9 protein-coding genes, 1 rRNA gene and 2 pseudogenes are annotated in these 17,812 nt (G+C 55.1%); 4 read left to right on the forward strand and 8 right to left on the reverse strand.

Annotated features, from left to right (window positions below):
* The first annotated feature begins 8 nt into the window (after positions 1-8).
* Positions 9-124: ribosomal RNA gene (gene rrf, locus AC1DKH_RS24225) — 5S ribosomal RNA — on the forward strand.
* 166 nt (positions 125-290) lie between these two features.
* Here rrf and AC1DKH_RS24230 read toward each other — a convergent pair.
* From AC1DKH_RS24230 to AC1DKH_RS24245, 4 genes are all read right to left on the reverse strand, one after another.
* Entirely contained in the window at positions 291-1,043 is a 753-nt protein-coding gene (locus AC1DKH_RS24230) for a bestrophin-like domain (protein WP_477799569.1), read from the reverse strand.
* Between the two features lie 201 nt (positions 1,044-1,244).
* Positions 1,245-1,658 carry a VOC family protein gene (locus AC1DKH_RS24235; RefSeq protein WP_477799525.1) on the reverse strand — a complete coding sequence of 138 codons (414 nt, stop codon included), beginning with the start codon at positions 1,656-1,658 and terminating at the stop codon, positions 1,245-1,247.
* Positions 1,659-1,747: 89 nt separating this feature from the next.
* A complete protein-coding gene (locus AC1DKH_RS24240; protein WP_429492070.1) occupies positions 1,748-2,407 on the reverse strand; it encodes a TetR/AcrR family transcriptional regulator in 660 nt (219 codons plus the stop codon).
* The gene (locus AC1DKH_RS24245; RefSeq protein ID WP_477799526.1) at positions 2,394-3,245 is read right to left on the reverse strand and encodes a 3-hydroxybutyryl-CoA dehydrogenase; all 852 of its coding nucleotides are present in this window, start codon (positions 3,243-3,245) and stop codon (positions 2,394-2,396) included. The genes AC1DKH_RS24240 and AC1DKH_RS24245 overlap by 14 nt, the downstream gene beginning before the upstream one ends.
* Positions 3,246-3,408: 163 nt before the next feature.
* On the opposite strand from AC1DKH_RS24245, the gene AC1DKH_RS24250 reads away from it, so the two are divergent.
* Positions 3,409-4,461: an AraC family transcriptional regulator gene (locus AC1DKH_RS24250; RefSeq protein WP_477799527.1), complete on the forward strand. Its 1,053-nt coding sequence runs from the start codon at positions 3,409-3,411 to the stop codon at positions 4,459-4,461.
* Here AC1DKH_RS24250 and AC1DKH_RS24255 read toward each other — a convergent pair.
* A pseudogene (locus tag AC1DKH_RS24255) lies at positions 4,440-4,640 on the reverse strand (alpha/beta hydrolase); the annotation flags it as partial. The gene AC1DKH_RS24250 and the pseudogene AC1DKH_RS24255 overlap by 22 nt on opposite strands.
* Before the next feature lie 383 nt (positions 4,641-5,023).
* Between AC1DKH_RS24255 and AC1DKH_RS24260 the strand changes: the two are divergent.
* Positions 5,024-8,359: an STY4851/ECs_5259 family protein gene (locus AC1DKH_RS24260; protein WP_477799528.1), complete on the forward strand. Its 3,336-nt coding sequence runs from the start codon at positions 5,024-5,026 to the stop codon at positions 8,357-8,359.
* Complete coding sequence (locus AC1DKH_RS24265) at positions 8,352-14,690, forward strand: DEAD/DEAH box helicase (protein WP_477799529.1); 6,339 nt, start codon at positions 8,352-8,354, stop codon at positions 14,688-14,690. Before AC1DKH_RS24260 ends, AC1DKH_RS24265 begins: the two co-directional genes overlap by 8 nt.
* Before the next feature lie 423 nt (positions 14,691-15,113).
* Here AC1DKH_RS24265 and AC1DKH_RS24270 read toward each other — a convergent pair.
* The 3 genes and pseudogenes from AC1DKH_RS24270 to AC1DKH_RS24280 all read right to left on the reverse strand — a co-directional run.
* Positions 15,114-15,420, reverse strand: a pseudogene (locus tag AC1DKH_RS24270) (alpha/beta hydrolase); the annotation flags it as partial.
* A 114-nt stretch (positions 15,421-15,534) separates the two neighbouring features.
* Positions 15,535-16,533 carry an NAD(P)H-quinone oxidoreductase gene (locus AC1DKH_RS24275; protein ID WP_477799530.1) on the reverse strand — a complete coding sequence of 333 codons (999 nt, stop codon included), beginning with the start codon at positions 16,531-16,533 and terminating at the stop codon, positions 15,535-15,537.
* Between the two features lies 1 nt (position 16,534).
* A complete protein-coding gene (locus tag AC1DKH_RS24280) occupies positions 16,535-17,761 on the reverse strand; it encodes a YbfB/YjiJ family MFS transporter (RefSeq protein ID WP_477799531.1) in 1,227 nt (408 codons plus the stop codon).
* Positions 17,762-17,812 lie beyond the last annotated feature (51 nt).

Consider the following 17,812-nt stretch of genomic DNA (forward strand, 5'->3'; position numbering starts at 1 on the left):
CCGAATTTCTTGACGACCATAGAGCATTGGAACCACCTGATCCCATCCCGAACTCAGCAGTGAAACGATGCATCGCCGATGGTAGTGTGGGGTTTCCCCATGTGAGAGTAGGTCATCGTCAAGATTAAATTCCGAAACCCCTATCTGCGTATGCAGGTAGGGGTTTTGTTTTTGTCCGCCGTGTAGGAGCGAGCTTGCTCCGGGCGGCGTTCCGACGATGCTCGTCAACGCTGACGCTAACTTACTGATGCCCCGCGCCGTGCTGAAGCTCATCGCGAGCAAGCTCGCTCCTACTGCCCCAACCGCTCCAGCGTGTGCTTCAGCGGTTCCAGAGACACACAGATAAAACCATCAAGCGGCCGATTGAGCTCTTCCACCAGCAAGATTGTTGCCCCGGTCGACAGGGCACACATCAACAGCACGACGACAATGGTCCCGTTGCGTGGTGCAAACAGGCCGAAGGAACCGAAGATAATCGCAAGCCACGACACCAGGATCACCAGCATCACCGGTGGGATCGATTGATTGGCTTGCAGCAGGGTCAACCAGCGGGTGGCAAAAACCGTGTCCATGTCTTGCAATGCCGCGGCTTTGAGTGAGCGTTGATCATCGTTGCCCGGCGACAGTGATTCGACCTGGCGTTGTAGACCTTCAGAGCGACGGATGACTTCGGGGCTATCGAGCGTTGCAATCTGACGGTGATCGCGAGAGGCGAGTACTTCCGTGACTTCGGCGTAGTTGTGCTTGAGCTCGGTGCGGATGTCCTGGGTGCCGGCACCGTAGCGGGCCAGCATGCGGTCGAATTGAACCACTTTCGCCGCCGCACCCTCCAGTTCGGCATTAGCCGTATCGAATGTGCCTTTGGCAGAGGAAACGAGCAGGCCGAGAACCAGCGCCGACATCGTTGCGATGAGGCCGGTAGCCAGCTTTACCACCGCGACGGAGTCATCGCTCAGATGATGGCTAGGTAATCGCTCCCTTACGTACGAGCCCAGTAGTGCGCTGCCGAACAGGCAGGCGAAAACGATGAGGGCGATCACCACATCATTCAAATTCAACCTCCGCTGACGGTGTCTCCGGGGCGTGGGGGAAACTATTGGTACTTGATCACGATGCCTTTGAGTTTGCGCCGCTATCCATGTGGCTAGTTGACGGTAGCAGACAGACCGGGAGTTGCCAGAACGCCCAACCTTTTCAGGTTGGGCTTTTTTGTGCCTTCAATACTGTCGTTCGACAAAGGCCGTTTACTGATCCTTTTCGCAATTGACCATCCACGACACACCAAAACGGTCGACCAGCATGCCAAAGCGCGCCGCCCAGAACGTGGTTTCCAGCGGCATTTGCACGTTGCCACCGTCCGACAGGGCATTGAAGACCCGCTCGGCCTCGGCAATGCTGTCGACGTTAAGTGAAATCGAACAGGCACTCATTTTATCCACGGGGCGATCCGGTGTGGTGTCGGACCCCATGATCGCCTGATCGCCCACGATCAGGCGGGTATGGATGATCAGGTTGTGCAGATCCTTGGGGAAATGCTCACCGGCCGGCGTTTCGCCGAAGGTCAACATGGCTTCGATCTGGCCCTGCAGGCACTGCGCGTAGAACGTGAAGGCCGCTTTGCAGTCGCCGTTGAAGATAAGGTAGGGATTGATTTTCATGGTCGGCTCCAGGTGCTCGAGTACATACATCGGTTTGGACGCCGGTTTTTTCGGCGAATTCCGATTGTGTCGAGCCGACAAGCAAAGCGCTAAATCTTTGTCGAAGCTTGTGTTTCTTTAGATGTTTTTTCGATAGGACGCGCGAGGCTTATCGCCTCCGGCACACGCCGTGGTGCAAGCACACGTTCGATGGCGCCGCTGACCATGCTTTCCAGCAGCTCCTCACGTTCCTGCTCGTCCAGCACATGGGGCGTCAGCCAGCTGGGGGCGCTGTTGAGCAGGGCACCAATGGCATGCCCGGCGGCCAGCAGGCCTTGCTCGCTGAAACGAGACTTCGCACCGAGCATCTTCAATAACGTGCGTTCGTATTGCTCGCGCAATTGCCGGACCCGAGCCTGTTGCTCTTCGTTCAGGCAACCGCTGTCGCGCTCCACCAGGCGGAAATGCCAGGGCATCTCCCGATGCAGATTCAGATGGGCGCGGATCAGGCTGTTGAGCTTGTCGCGCTTGCCCGGAGCTTTTTGCTGGATACGCCCCAGGGTGGCCAGCAACTCCTCGTAGAACTCCTCGATCAGGTCGAGCAGCAGATGCTGTTTGCTCGGGTAATGGTGATACAGCGAGCCTGGAGAAAGCCCCAGGCACGTCGCGAGCTCACGCATGCCGACCTGGCCGAACCCCTTGCAGGCAAACAGCTCCAGGACCTTGTCCCGGTACTCGGCAAAGCGCGAGCAACGCTCAGGCATAGGCATGGAAGCCGCGCCCCGTTTTGCGTCCCAGGTAACCGGCGGCGACCATTTCCTTGAGCAACGGCGCCGGGCGATATTTGCTGTCGTTGAAGCCGTCATAGAAGGCTTCGAGGATCGACAACAGGGTATCCAGGCCAATCAGGTCCGCCAGGGCCAACGGGCCGATAGGCTGATTGCAGCCCAGGCGCATGCCGGCGTCGATGTCTTCGGCGCTGGCCAGACCTTCCTGGAACACCAGGATCGCTTCGTTGATCATCGGCACCAGGATCCGGTTGACCACGAAGCCCGGACGGTTGCCGGCGGTGATCGCGGTTTTGCCGAGGGTGGTCGCCATGTCCAGCGCCAGTTTGTGGGTCGCGTCACTGGTTTGCAGGCCGCGGATGACTTCGATCAGGCCCATCACCGGCACCGGGTTGAAGAAATGCAGGCCGATGAAGCGCTCAGGCTGGCTGACACTGGCGGCGAGTTGGGTGATCGACAGCGACGAGGTGTTGGAGGCAATGACGCATTCGCTGCTGACTTGCGCGGCGATCTGTTGCAGTACACGCAGTTTCAGGTCGAGATTTTCCGTCGCTGCTTCGATGACCAGCTGCGCGTTTTGCAGGCTGCTGTAATCGGTGCTGGTGCGGATGTTGTCGAGGGTGGCCTGTTTCTGCTCCAGCGTCAGGGTTTCCTTGGCGATCTGCCGGTCCAGGTTTTTACCGACGGTTGCGACGGCTTTTTGTAACGCGCTTTCTGATATGTCGAGCAAGGTCACGTTGAAACCGGCCATGGCGCAGACTTGTGCGATGCCGTTGCCCATGGTGCCCGCACCGATCACCCCGATGTTTTGCAGATTCATGTTCCCATCCTTCGATCAAACCCTGCGATACCTTGGCCGCGACTGCAGCCGAAGGCGTACTATTGCCGCGAGTCTAGAGCCGGCAGGGCGGTTGTCCTATGCCAAAACTGTTCAACGGCAATGATGTTTTTTGCCATTCGGGTGATGAGAGAGAAGCGTACCAATGCGGGAAAAGGACTCGGTTGCCGCCTATTTCGTGCAGGCAATGATCCATGGGCTGAGGGATGACCCGCAGCGCGTGACGGCGGTGCTCGAACAGGCGGGCATTGATCCGGCGGTCATGCACCAACCCACTGCGCGGGTGCCGGCCAACGCGTTTGCGGCGTTGTGGCTGATACAGATTCGCGAACTCGACGACGAGTTTTTCGGGCTCGACTCCCATGGCATGCCGCCGGGCAGTTTCGCCCTGATTTGCCGTGCCCTGATTCAGGAACCCGATCTGCACAAGGCCATGCGCCAATGCCTGGCCAACTTCGGGTTGTTCCTGCGCGACTTTCGCGGCTCGCTGGCCGTGCGTGGCAAGCGTGCGGTGATCAGCCTGGAAACCCGTTCGACGGATAACGATGCCAGTCGGTTTGGTGAAGAAACGTTCCTGGTGTTGATGATCAGCCTGCTGTGCTGGCTGGGTGGCCGGCGCATTCCCATTGATCGCGCGGACTTCCGCCATTCGCGCCTGTCGCTGGGTGACGATCGCCTGCTTTGGGGCCCAAACCTGACCTTTGGTGCCGAGCGCACCGAAATCGAATTTGCCAGCCACTACTTGCGCCTGCCCGTGGCGCAGGACCTGGCTTCGCTAAAGGTGTTTCTGCGCACCGCGCCGCAATGGCTGGTGATCCGCTTTCGTAACCAGCATGGCCTGGCGTCACAGGTTCATCAGCGCTTGCGCGGCAGTCATTACAGCGAATGGCCGACATTGCAGGCCTTTGCCCTGGAACAGCACCTGAGCCCCAGCACCTTCCGCCGCAAACTGGAGCGTGAAGGCTGTTCCTATCAGGAGATCAAGGACGAAGTACGCCGTGGCGTGGCCTTTGAGCAATTGCGTCAGAGCGATGCGAGCATCAGCGATATCGCCGAGCGACTGGGTTTCCAGGAGCCCAGCGCTTTCCATCGGGCGTTCAAGAAGTGGACCGGGGAAAGCCCTGGGCGCTATCGGGCCCGCCATCAGGGGGAGCAGGGCGAACTGATCGCCACCCTTCAGGAGTCCTGCGAGCCCTGAGCCATCGCCGACCTGGCCACTTGATGTGGGCTTGCCCTCATCAAGCCATCGAGGGCGTGATGATACTGACTGCCGGCCAGGCTTATGCTGTTGTTGTGTGTACCGCCGGGCACCAGTAGCAGGCGCATGGGTTCATGGGCAGCATTGAAGAGTTGTTGGCTGAATCGTGAGGGCATAAACGGAGCGAGCTTCGGCGCAGAACCCTCAACTTGTGGGCGATAGGCTGCAATAGCGCCCCGCACTTCTTTGAGATAGATGTCAAATAGCTACTTTTTAAGTATAAAGACATAAGACTCAGCGTCCGGCGGCGCTCAACCTTAGCGGTGGAGCGACTCATGAAATAGTGGCTTTCTCGCTGGCCGCGGACTTATTGGAACTCAGGGATGGTAGCAAGCAAAATGTGTTGATCTGCTGGGTGCGGTACGCTCTCTTTCAACAATTTTGTTTGGCTCAGGATGCTTAAGACCTGAGTGGTAGGGCGGTTTATCAGGTAGTTAAGGTTACTCAGCAGGTTTTTTGAGTCCGTTTTTCGGTCCTGGATGCTCATTCAAGGAAGTTGCTCATGCCTCAATCGGTATTCAAATGCTCCAGCTGGCTCAAAGCGTTTCTACAGAGGCGAGGGCTGCAGGCCCCAGACCAGCGTGGGCTCTATGAGTACCACTGTAGTCTTGATGAGTACCACGACCTGCAGCATCTGCTCAGAGAATTGGCTACGTTTGATGCGGTAATTAAAGACACGGCAGCTTGTTCCTGCTTGGTGCTCTTTTGCTCTGAGTGGTATCGCCGTGAATACTTGCGCGAGCACGGCTGGAGCTGGGAGCCGATATGGCAAGCATTGGGCTTCAGCCTGTCGCCCACAGACTTGGGAAAAGCTATTCCTAAGGGTTTGGAGGGCTATTGGAAACGCCCCATGCACTTTTACGAGTCGGAACGCAGGGATTTTCTCGGCTCCCTCTTCAGTGAGGGTGGGCTACCTTTCCAGATATTGCGCGAGGGAGGCAGCCGTTTTCAGACGTTGTTTGATCGAGTGCTCAAACAGTATGACCAGTGGCATCTAATGGGCCATAGCACTTCCCAACAAGTAGAGCAGCAGCTTGAAAAGGCAAGCCTACCTCAGGTATTTGCCTCGCAAACCTCAGTAGAGCTGATCGCACACATGGCGGATCAGTTAGTGTCACTGGTACGTGACTATGGCCTGGTTCAAGCAGATGAACCAGTCGCGCACTTGGATGCCATGAATCCAAAGTGGCGCGAACTGTTTCCATTACCGCTTGATAACGAAACTGGTAATGAATTACTCAATGGCCTGCTGAAAACTGCAACGGTCGAGAGCAGAAGACGTCGCAAGGAATTCGGCGGCTGGGGGTGTCGGCACTTTTTGCACGAAGCACAACTTGATGCGCTCAAGGTTCAGGTTTCGATGCCAGCTGAAGTTATCTTTCGATTAGCTGTGCAACCTTCTACGACACGGTTTGAATTAGCGATTGTGGAAGGGGGACGGTCGATTGCGTCACTCGGTCCTGGCTATGCCGTTATCGACAATGGTACTGCGAGGATCAGGCTGCGGCAGCGAGAGGCGATGGGGTTGCGGCACGACTACGCCTCTTCACTGAGTTTGGTTGCTATCGCAGGCGGTATGGTTATCGCGTCAATCCCCATAGAGGGCAGTGCCGTGGCGCTGGGGGAGGTGCCGGTGGGCTTTGAACCTGTCAATGATCGCTGGCAGCTCTGCGGGCAGGCTTCGTTCAACATTGCGAATGAAGAACTCCTATTGGTACTGCCTGCCGATAATGCGTTGAGTCAAGTAGATGATTCTGGTGAAGCCTGCATCACTGAGATGTCTTCTGTATGTTCGCTGCCGACGCTCAAGGTCCAGGGTAAAGCCCAGCTGCGAGTCGATTGCGAAGAAGTCTACAGGATACGCACTGGGCATGCGGTCGGTATGGGGCTCGGGCTCGAGCTGGGAGGGACACTATTAGGTTGGGCAACCAAGCCCACGCTTACATTTGTAGGACTACCCAGAGTGCAATGGCCCGGTGCCAATGGTGATCTACATAAGCAGGGTGGTGACCTCTACGTCGGTGGAAAACAACCCGGCAGCGGTGTTATTCAAGAGATGCTGGGTGCCCAGTATGTCTCGGTACGAAACCGTAGCGGCGATACTTTATTGCGCCGTAAGATCGGTGTTTTGCCAGCTGATTTTCGCGTTGAGTTACGAAGTGGTGAAAGGCCGGGGCAGGGCAGCATTTTGGTGCATACCCTGCAACGCTGCTTATTTCAGGTGATGAACGGCGATCTTCGGGTGCAACAAATAAAGCGAGAGGGCCATACTGAACTCAAAATGTCGTCTGACGGCATTCCGCCAATCAGTTTGCGTTTTTCAGTAACGGCAAGCTTGCTGTCTGATCCGATTGAGATTGAACTACCGTTTCCCAATTCCGGTTGCCTGGCTTTTGACTGCAATGAAAAAAACCTAAAGCGCGATGTTTGTGTTGATGACCTGCTGGGCGCTCGTATTTATCTGTTTGCCCGCAACGGCGCTCCAACTAAGTTTGGGCTTGAGTTGACCCTCCAAGGTAGTACCGCCAAGAACGCCTGTTACAGCTGGTCCTATATCGCTACTGAGAAACCCCTGGAAATCAGTCTGTTCAGTATCCGAGAACAGATTGTTGATTTGCTTTCACTGCAGTCCGGCATTGATCAGGTTGTAGGTTTGCGAGTATTCGGTCACGGCCAGGATGCCAATTTTCGAGTTCGTAAGTATTCGACTGAGATGCGGCTGGAGCGAGACCGGCAGGTGTTGAGCGCTAGCAATCTGCACGATTGCGATGCAGTGCTGCCGGAACCTGTTTTGATGTTACTTCATGAGCCTATGCGCGGTGCTGTTCCCCTCCACTCACGCGCTAGCGAGGGTGTGCCAACCGGGGAGTTTGAGCTGCCCGCATTGGTTGAAAAGAATGGCCCTTGGCTGGTCGTCCCTAAATCAGCGTCATCCATGTCATTCCGGCCTCTTTTTATTGCCGGCGGGTGGGAGCTGCTGCCACAGAGCTACGAGGTTCAGAGCCTGCAGAAAGCGGTGCTGACTTTTGATCATGCCTCGCCAACCAGTTCCTTTACATCCGTTCTGGATGCTATGGCGGTTAATCCAATGCACAGTGGTTGGCAGTTTTTGCGAGCCCTGTATGAGGGCTACGACTATCTTCCGCTAGCTACATTCGAGGTCTGGAAATCGCTTGTCGGCCATACCCGTGCCTTGTCGATGGCGCTTTTCAAGTTTGAAATGAATCCGAAGTTTCTTGACCGGATTGAGGCAGAGTTCCCCATTTTTTGGGAGTTTCTACCTGTTGCCGAAATTCATCAGGCTGCCAAGCAATTTGGTGCCTTCCTAAAGGATAAGGGCGTTGCCGATGAAGCCGTAGGAGCATTGATCAGCAGGATGTTTTCTAGATTGGGCGAAACTTTCCCTACGTATGGTGAGAGCGTGCAACGTTACCTATCAGGCAAACCAGTAGGTCCCGAGATCCATGTTCCTCTAGAAGCCTTCAAGAGTGTTCTTCAGGATTGGTATCTTGAGTTGATGCGTGACCGCAGTGAAGCCACTTGGCCGGAGTTTGGCGGCAAAAGATTGGAGCGCTGGCACAACAGACAGACTGATTCGGTGATTTCTTTCAGACTGGAAATGGATTACCGCAATGCGGTGGTCTATCTGCCTGTTTTCGCAGCGGCTGTTGCCAGTGGCAAGGCGCGATTCTCCGATGTTTTTGATAATAGTGTTGAGGCGATCTTTTTTTTACGCCAGGTCCGTGATTTCGACTCAAAGTGGTTCAACTCAATTTATCAATATTGCTTGTTGAACAGTGTTATGGACATGCATAAGGCAGTACCAATCAATGGATAAGTATTTTTCCGCCCTTGTCGAACAAGCACTGTCTCGCACAACAGAATCAACCTTAAGTGTTCTGAGTATTACTGATCCGGGGCTGCGTGAGCATCTAGGTGATCTCATGCGCTCGGAATGTGGCAAGGAAGGTTCATTCCTGGCTCCACCATTGTTCGAGCAGACCTTCGGCTGGGAGGAGTCGTCTTTCACGATGGCGCAGCTGGCAACCCAGGAACAGTTGCTGAGCAAGGAGATTGTCGCCTCGCTTGATGGTAAGGCAAACGGGCGTTACCGGTTTGGAGAGACCTGGAAACCATTCACGCACCAGCTAGCCAGTTGGCGCTCCTTGCTGCAAAGGAAGCATTCCGTGGTTGTCACTAGTGGTACCGGTTCGGGTAAGACTGAATGCTTTATGGTTCCTGTGCTAGACGATCTTTACCGGGAGTACCGCGATGCTGGCAACAAGCCTCTGGTTGGTGTGCGAGCATTGTTTCTCTATCCACTTAACGCACTGATTAACTCGCAACGAGAACGCCTGAATGCTTGGACGCAAAGCTTTGGTTCTGGGATTCGTTACTGTTTGTACAACGGGAACACTGAAGAACTGCAGGCCAAGGTACGCACTGAGCAAAGCCTGAAACCCAACGAGATCCTGTCGCGCGAGCTCATGCGAGAGCAGCCCGCGCCGATACTGGTTACCAACGGTACAATGCTTGAGTACATGATGGTGCGGCAGGTTGATGCCCCCATCGTGCGGAAATCCAGAGATCAGAAGTCTTTACGGTGGATTGTCTTAGATGAGGCCCACAGCTATGTAGGATCCCAAGCTGCTGAGTTGGCTCTGCAGTTGAGACGTGTGATGACGGCCTTTGGTGTTACGCCCGAGGATGTCCGTTTTGTGGCCACGTCGGCAACTATTGCCGGCGATGATGCAGCGGAGCAGCTGAAGCAGTTCCTCTCGGATCTTTCAGGCGTTCCGGTCACTCAGATTGATGTCTGGGGTGGTCAACGAGTCATACCTGACCTTGAGCTTTGTCAGCACATAGAAATTTCTCTGGAAAAACTGGAGTCCATGCCGGCAGTAAACGAGGACGAGCCGGAGATTCATCCCGCCCGTTATGAGGCTCTTGTGCACTCTCCCGAGGCTCGCGCTCTGAGAGGCTTTCTAGTGGAAGCCCCTAAGCCGATGAAGCTGACCGAGATTGTCAGCCATATGAGTCGGGAGGGGGGCTGGTTGCCAACGCAGAACGAGATTTTGCGCTGGCTGGATCTTTGCTCCGGGACTCGCCCCAATGAGTCTGATCCAGCGTTCTTGAAACTGCGTGCTCACTTTTTCCAACGCACCACTCATGGTCTTTGGGCCTGTTTTGATAGGTGCTGCTCGGCCAAGCTGAAAACTCCGTTGCAAGAAAATTGGCCTTTTGGCTACGTATATGCCATTCAGCGGCAAACCTGCACCTGTGGTAGTCCGGTTTTCGAGTTAGCGTTCTGCAACGACTGCAATGAGCCCCATCTGCTGGCGCGGGATAAAGGAGGCAAACTGTTCCAGTGGGACAGTTCAAGTGGGGATGAGTTTTCACTGCAGGTTGAAACACCTAGTGAGGAGGACGCTGGCGTCGGCCCAGATGGGCAGTTGCTGAGTAAGATTCCTTTAGTACTGGGGGCCGCTGAAAATGACGGTAAAGCATACCTCGCGTGTGAGTTCGACAAGTATGCGGGGTCGTTTTCGGTTGTTTCTGGTGAGCGTGTGAAACTGCGGTTGAATGATCAAGATACTGTTTGCAGCCGTAAATGTTGTGGCTACAAAGGGTTTCAGGGGGCTTTTCCATTTCGACGCGCTATGTTGGGCGCACCTTTTTATGTGACTAATGCCGTACCGACAGTTCTTGAGTACTGCCAAGACTATCAGGACGAAGACCATAAACCGGAATATGGGCCTCAGTCGCTACCGGGAAGGGGGCGTAGGCTCATTACGTTCACTGATAGCCGGCAGGGAACAGCGCGTATGGCTGTGCGTATGCAGCAGGAAGCTGAGCGCAGCAGACTGCGCGGACTTGTTGTAGAGATCTTGAGCTGGCATCAAAAGAGCTACGGCAACTCCCACACGGTATCAAGCAACATTGAACCTGAAGTGCTGAAGCAGCTAATCAATAAAGCACAGGAAGAGGTGGAGCTGTATCGCAGTCTCGATATCAAGGAGGAGGTCAGGGCCGCCGAGGAAAAGGTGGCACGTCTTACTGCAGCGCTTGCCTCACTCAGTGGGGCAAAGATAAAGCCGTCGCTAGTTTCGCTGGCGTGGCCAGAGCTTGTAAATGAGCTCAAGCAACGGGCTGATCTGCAAGAGAAAGGTCCTATGTTGCTTGCCAATAAATATCAAAAGCCAGAAATTTTCAAAGAGTCGGATGGTCCGCAAAAACTGGCCGAGATGCTGCTGTTTCGTGAGTTTATGCGTCGTCCAAAACGTCAGAATAGTCTGGAAACTCAGGGGTTGGTGAAGGTCGTCTATCTCGGGTTGGATAAAATCCAAGACACACCAACCTATTGGGTGCAGAAGGGCCTGAAGTTGGAAGATTGGCGTGACTTTTTGAAAGTTGCACTGGACTTCCATGTTCGAGAAAACAGCTTCATCGTTATGACTGAGGAGTGGAAGGGCTGGATCGGAAGCCGTTTTTCTGCCAAAACTCTACGCAATCCAGAATCAAAAGAGCTAGACGAGACTCGAGTAAAACGCTGGCCGCAGATTCGTAATGGCAATTACTCCCAGCGCCTGATTAAGTTGCTGCTGCTAGGTGCCGACTTGAGCCCAGCAAACACGTCTGATGTTGACTTGGTCAATGCCTGGTTAAGGGCCGCCTGGTTGCAGTTGACTAAGCCAGGATCAGCACTGAAGTCTGATGAGAACCGCTACTTCTTGCCTAGAGAGCACATGCTGTTTTCGTTGGTTGACAGAGCATACGTTTGCCCTATTACTAATAAATTGCTCGATACCACCTTCAAAGGATTCACGCCGTACCTACCCACTCACCTGGATTTTTCCCAGTTGACCGATGAACAGCGCAAGAGCTTTTCATCTGAAGTAGTAGAGTTACCTAGTATTTGGGAGCTTGATCGCTCCCAGGAAGACTATGCACCCGGATTGACGAAAATCAGAACGCAGGTAGCCGCTGATCATGAGGTTTCGGAGTTGCGCGCTCGTAATCTATGGACAGATATCAATGATAGGTCTGTGGAGGGCGGATTCTATTATCGTACGGCGGAGCATTCGGCCCAGCAGTCCTCCGAGCGCCTCGGCTCCTATGAGGAGATGTTCAAAAAGGGGCAGATCAATGTCCTGAATTGTTCAACCACCATGGAGATGGGCGTAGATATTGGCGGTATTTCCGCTGTGGTTATGAACAATGTGCCGCCACATCCGGCTAATTATCTTCAGCGTGCCGGCCGAGCGGGTCGAAGTAAAGAGTCCAGAGCACTCGCTTACACGCTCTGTAAAAACAATCCGCACGATCAGCAGGTTTTTGCCAATCCCAGCTGGCCTTTTGAGACAAAGATTCCGGCCCCGGCCGTTGCTTTGAACTCTGCCCGGCTTGTCCAGCGGCATGTGAACTCATTGCTGTTGGCGGACTACCTCTGCAATGTCGTTGGCCCTACTCAAACCGAAAAAACCAATCTCAATGCGCAGTGGTTCTATGCCGATGAGAACGGGAACTCGCAGTGTGATCGCTTGTTAGAGGCGCTAGGGCTGGCCGTTTCGAGCATTGATGACGCACTGTCGCAATTGGTGAAAGGTACTGCTCTGGCAGGAGTGGCTCCGGATCAGCTTCGTCGGCGATCAATGGAACAGTTAAAAAGTTTGCAGAATCGTTGGTTGGCAAGCTACCGCTATTTGCTTTCAGAAGAGCAGCAGGCGAAGCCAAATAGCCCTTACATGAAACGCCTTCAAGTTGAGAAGAGTCGTCACTGCAAGGAGTACCTGCTACGTGATCTCTCTGCTCGCACTTTCCTGCCAGGGTATGGATTCCCCACGGATGTCGTTAGCTTCGATAATTTTACAATTGAAGATTACATTCGCGAGAAAGGAGCTGAAAGCAAGGTAAAGCGCGACCGTGAAGACAATGTGTCGCGCTACAAGGGGCTTCCCTCTCGCAACCTATCGATTGCCATTCGTGAGTATGCGCCGGGGGCAGAGATCGTCCTAGACGGTCGTGTCTTCCGATCCGCTGGTGTCTCGCTGCATTGGCATAATCTTAATGCAGATACCAAAGAAGCTCAGAAAATGGACTTTGCCTGGCGTTGCGACGTCTGTGGTGGGCTAGGTTATGAGGAGGGGTTAGTCAAAACTGATGAATTAATTTGTACTAACAGCGAATGCCTTTCCCTCATCAAACCATCAAATATCCGCAAGGTACTGCAGCCCTCTGGTTTCGTTACAGATGCTTATCAGGAAGCCTCGAACAACATCCAGCATCAGAAGTTTGTACCAGTTGAATCTGCCTGGGTTTTTGTGAAGGCGGGCAAGACGCCGTTGCCAAATCCAGTGGTAGGTAAGATGGCCTATGGCACGGATGGTCAAGTTTTCCACCATAGCTCGGGTGAAAACGGTGCTGGTTTTGCACTTTGTATGAGCTGCGGTCGAGCCGAGTCAATGCTGACTGCTGATGAGTTTCCACAAGGTCTGTCTCCAACTGGTGACCACTTTCCACCTCGGCCGACCAAAGAGGATAAAGATCAGAGCAACAAGAGGCTGCCTTGCCAGGGGAGTGGGAGCATTGTTCCCAACGTAAGCCTTGGCGTTACATCCCTCACTGATGTATTTGAGTTGATGCTGCATCATCCCGTGCGTGGAGAGTACATTTCAGATACCGAGTTGGGGCGCTGTGTTTCAATGACTTTGGCCGTTGCGCTGCGATCTGCTCTTTCCGAAATACTCGGCATTTCGGCTTCTGAGCTTGGCTATGCAACCCGGCCAAGCAAGCTGGAAAATGGCCAGTCAATCAGAGTATTGCAGCTTTATGATGTGATCAGCGGCGGAGCGGGGTTTGCTTCAAGTGCCCCCCTCCATATTGAATCCCTCCTGCGAAAGATGGTTGAAACGCTGCATTGTTCTCATTGTGAAAGCGGTTGCAGTGAATGCCTATTGGATTCCCAGACTCGCCATGACCACGACAAATTGGATCGCAAGCTTGCACTTGAATGGCTGGGTGATGACTTCAACCACTACGTTGGCCTGCCTATCGAAGACAAGCTTTCCTTAATCGATGGCCAATATTCACCGGGCAATATTGAGAGTGTTCTGCGCCGACTAATCAATGAAGGCGTAGAAAAAATCACCCTTGTAGCCTCGGGAGATCCTGATGAGTGGGACCTCCTAGCTCCCCAGTTTCGCAAAGCAATTCAGAACTATGTGTTGACTGACAGTTTGACCGTCGAGCTCCTAGTACCTCCGGCAATTACCGATGTAGATCTCCTGCAGGATTTACAACGCCTGTCACTTCTTGGCGTAAGTATCGGTTGTCGTGCGCCTGACGATGAGGCTCATATCGTTGTGCAGGCTTTCAAAGGAGGTGAGATTGTGACGCTCGCTTCCAGGGCAACTGTGGCTACGATTCCGGGTAGTAGTTGGCATCAGAGTGACGCACTGGTGGTGATCTCGCGATCTCAACCTGCGCTCAGTTGGAGTGCATTTGACCTGGCAAGTGTAGTGAGCCCGCCCTCTGGAAATGGGGTGATCTTTGATTTGCCGATTCAGGAGGAGCTCAATGGGCCGCTGCAGTCGTTTGGTGATCGCTTCTGGGCGCTGCTCTCCAAAAATCAGCAAATTGCAGGGGTGCTGGAAAGTGCAACCATTTGCAGGGTGAAGTATTCAGATCGTTATATCCAGAATCCTGCCGTTATCACGATTCTGGGTACGGTCCTCAAGTATCTTAAAACACGTATTTCTGCTGGTGCTGAGGTACAAATCTGTACGTTGTTTAAGTCCGGGCGACCACAGGGGCGTAAGGTCTACGATGACTGGTCAAGGCAGGATAACTTTGAGTTTTTTGTCAGTAAGTGGCTTTCTGTAATGGCCGGCCAGTCAGTTGAACTCGTTGTTGAGGCTTCGAATCGTGATGTCCCTCACCGGCGTAGGCTTGATCTGGAATTTGAAGACGGCCGGTCTCTGAGGATCAGATTCGACCAAGGCATTGCCTATTGGCAAGTGCGTTTCCGTTCCCATACCGACATGTGGTTTAACTTTGATCTCGAGGCCCAAGATCAACTTATGCACATGGCTAAAGTAATAGAAACAGCCAAAGTACAGAACTCAGAGCAGAAGTGGTCGACGGATGTGCTTGTGGAGCTCATCAGTTAGCTTTTGGAAGGCCTCTATCTTGCTACTGCAAAGATAGGAATAGTGAGAGATTTACCGCAGCCTGCGAGCTGCGAGCAGGTCAGTAAAGCTGTAAACAGCTCGCGGTGCGGTCGATTGCAAAAAACCTATGCTCCGGTGAGCAATCTACCGGGGCATGTGGTTTGTGAGTTATGCGCCAATGTAGCGATTGATGGGTTGATGAGGGGCGGTGCGTTCAGCATCGACGCGAGTTACAAAAATGCCTCGGTCGATTTCGCTTTCACCCATGCGCGGCCAGGCTTGGGTGTTGGTTTTGGTTCGAGGTTTTTTCGCTGGGCTGGATAGCCAGAAACAAGTAAGCCTGAACAGGGCGAGCTTTTTGGGATTTAAATCTAGTGCTATATGGTGCACTAGGCAGGATTTGAACCCACGACCTCTATCTTAGGAGGGCACATCCCCTTTGCTCTGACCGAGGCCACGGTAATCGATGGTCAGCACCAAATAGCTCAAGGCCCGCAATTGCTCGATGCGAAACGCCTGGCCCGTAAGGTTCCAGCGCAAACCATGCAGGTAGAGGATTGACGGCGCATCGCGGCAGGCCGCGATACCAGCCTGCCGTGCCCGGTTCGATGCGGAACAGCAACTCGCGCTCTTTATATCTGAGCGCCCCACAACTCACCGGCAAGCCGACGGCCAGCACGGCCATGCACAACCAGCGTCGGCGTAGGTGAGCGAGGAGGGGAGCAGGCATTGGACGGTCCAACAGAACGTGAAACACGGGTTTTAACAGATGTGGCCCTGGGTCAGGGGGACTTTTCCGACCATCGTTGACACGCAATAGTTATCTTCGGGAGTTGGCTTGGAATCAGTCCACGCGCAGGACAATCTTGCCGATGTGATCACCCGCTTCCATCCGGGCGTGGGCCTGTGCCGCTTCGGTGAGCGGGTAAACCCGGTCGATCATCGGCAGGCAGCGACCGGCACTCAGCACGGGCCATACGTGTTCGTGCAGTTGGCGGGCGATGGCGGCTTTCTCATCCTGAGTCCTCGAGCGCAACAGGGAGCCGGTGACGACGGCGCGTTTGGCCATGATCGCCAGCAAATCGACGTCCCTGGCGTGAGCTCCACCGAGGAAACCGAGCATCACCAGGCGACCTTCCATGGCCAGGGCGGCTACATTGTTGTTGAGGTACGAGCCACCCATGATGTCGAGAATCACGTTGACGCCCTGGCCTGCGGTTTTTTCCGCGATGACCTGCACAAAGTCCTGGTCGCGATAGTTGATCGCCTCGGCGCCCAATTGGCGAATCGCGGCGCATTTTTCTTCGCTGCCGGCGGTGGCGAACGCTTCGATGCCGAGCTCGCGGCACAGCATCAACGCGGTAGTGCCGATGCCGCTGGTACCACCGTGGATCAAGGCGCGCTGACCCTGACGGGCATCGCCAAGGCCGAACAGATTGGCCCAAACCGTAAAGTAGGTTTCCGGGACGGCCGCCGCCTGCAGCCAGTCCATGCCTGCGGGGATCGGCAGCGCCTGACTGGCCGGGACCACGCAGTATTGTGCGTATCCGCCGCCATTGGTCAGGGCACAGACCTTGTCGCCCAGGGCAAATTCGCTGACGCCCGCGCCAATCGCCATCACTTCGCCGGCTACTTCCAGCCCTGGGTTCGGGTTCATGCCGGGTTTCATCGGGTACTTGCCGGCCCGTTGCAGCGCGTCCGGGCGATTGACCCCGGCGGCGTGCACGCGGATCAGTATTTCACCGGCCCCTGCAACGGGCACAGGCACCTGGCGCGGTTGCAGGACTTCAGGGCCACCGGGTTCGGTGATTTCGATCAGGGTCATGGTCTGGGGCAGTGTCATTTCAAATACCTGTATCGAGTGTCAATGATTCGCTCGAACGACTGAGCAATCGGCTGCCGAGTTCCAGCAATAGCGCTACCACAATGGCCCCGGCGGCAATCACGAACATCAAGGCATGATGGCCACCACTGGCGTTGAACAGCGCCGAATAAGCAAACCCCGAGAGGGCCTGGAACGTCGCGAACGACACGGTGGCGCGGCTCCAGGCAATCTGCTGTTGGTGATGGTTGGGGATCAATTCATGCACCCGGGCCAACGCCAGCGGCACGATGCCGGGCGGGAAGGAGCCGAGGATCACCGCCAGTAAAGCCAGGGCCGCGAACGAACTGCTGATCGATAAAAGGCCAACCGCCAACGCCTGTATGACCAGCACGATGCGGATCCCTGTTTTCGCGCCCAGTTGGTCGGCCAGAAAACCGTAGCTCACTGGCCCGACAATCGCGCCAAGGCCATACATCACCCAGATCAGCGCGCCGACATGCGCCCCGGCATTGAGCCCGCGGGCGACGTAATCCACCAGGAACACCATGGCCGGCACCAGTCCGGTGGCCATGAACGCGTATTGGGCGAACAGCAGGTAAACGCTCGGGTCGGCGGGGGCAGGCGACGAGGTATCCGACGGCGCAGCGGCGACCAGGTGCGCAGCGGTTGGCCAGCCAAACCAACTGGCGGCGGTGAGGACCAGGGCCAACACGCCAAGGCCGAACCAGGTTTGCTGCAAGCCGAGGCTCAGCAGCGGCGGCACGAGCGTCCCCGAGCCGGCGATGCCCAAGCCGATGCCAAGGAATATCGCACCGCTGGCCAGGCCCCTGCGGGTCGCCGGTACGTGAGGCAATACGGTTCCCGCCACCAACACCATGATCGCGCCACCGGCGATCCCCGACAGCAGGCGCCAGCCGAAGAACCAGCTCATCGACAACGGAAAACCACAGGCGAAAAACGCCAGCGTCACTGCCAGCATCATCAGGCGCAGGGCGGTTTTGTTCGAGGTCCGGCGTGCCAGTGGATGACCAATCAGTGCGCCGATCAGGTAACCCACCAGATTGGCGGCGCCGAGGTACACCACGTCGCTGGCGGAAAACCAGTGGGCCTGGATCAGTGAGGGAATCAACGGCGTGTAGGCGAAACGCGCCAGGCCGATGCTGACCAGGCTGGCGCAGAGGCCGGCGAAGATCGGCAGCCAGATCGCACTGGGTGCAGGAGTAAGGGGAGCAGATGAGCGGTGCATGTGCATTGTCCTGTGGGGAACTCAGGCCTTCAGCATAGCGAGCTTCTTCGA

The organism is Pseudomonas sp. 05L36, assembly GCF_056398125.1.

What these genes read in the sequence shown, in the direction of transcription:
- AC1DKH_RS24250 (WP_477799527.1), top strand. Translation starts at nt 3,409, where the DNA reads ATGCGGGAAAAGGACTCGGTTGCCGCCTATTTCGTGCAGGCAATGATC.
- AC1DKH_RS24235 (WP_477799525.1), bottom strand. Translation starts at nt 1,658, where the DNA reads ATGAAAATCAATCCCTACCTTATCTTCAACGGCGACTGCAAAGCGGCC.
- AC1DKH_RS24280 (WP_477799531.1), bottom strand. Translation starts at nt 17,761, where the DNA reads ATGCACCGCTCATCTGCTCCCCTTACTCCTGCACCCAGTGCGATCTGG.
- AC1DKH_RS24260 (WP_477799528.1), top strand. Translation starts at nt 5,024, where the DNA reads ATGCCTCAATCGGTATTCAAATGCTCCAGCTGGCTCAAAGCGTTTCTA.
- AC1DKH_RS24265 (WP_477799529.1), top strand. Translation starts at nt 8,352, where the DNA reads ATGGATAAGTATTTTTCCGCCCTTGTCGAACAAGCACTGTCTCGCACA.
- AC1DKH_RS24245 (WP_477799526.1), bottom strand. Translation starts at nt 3,245, where the DNA reads ATGAATCTGCAAAACATCGGGGTGATCGGTGCGGGCACCATGGGCAAC.
- AC1DKH_RS24240 (WP_429492070.1), bottom strand. Translation starts at nt 2,407, where the DNA reads ATGCCTATGCCTGAGCGTTGCTCGCGCTTTGCCGAGTACCGGGACAAG.
- AC1DKH_RS24275 (WP_477799530.1), bottom strand. Translation starts at nt 16,533, where the DNA reads ATGACACTGCCCCAGACCATGACCCTGATCGAAATCACCGAACCCGGT.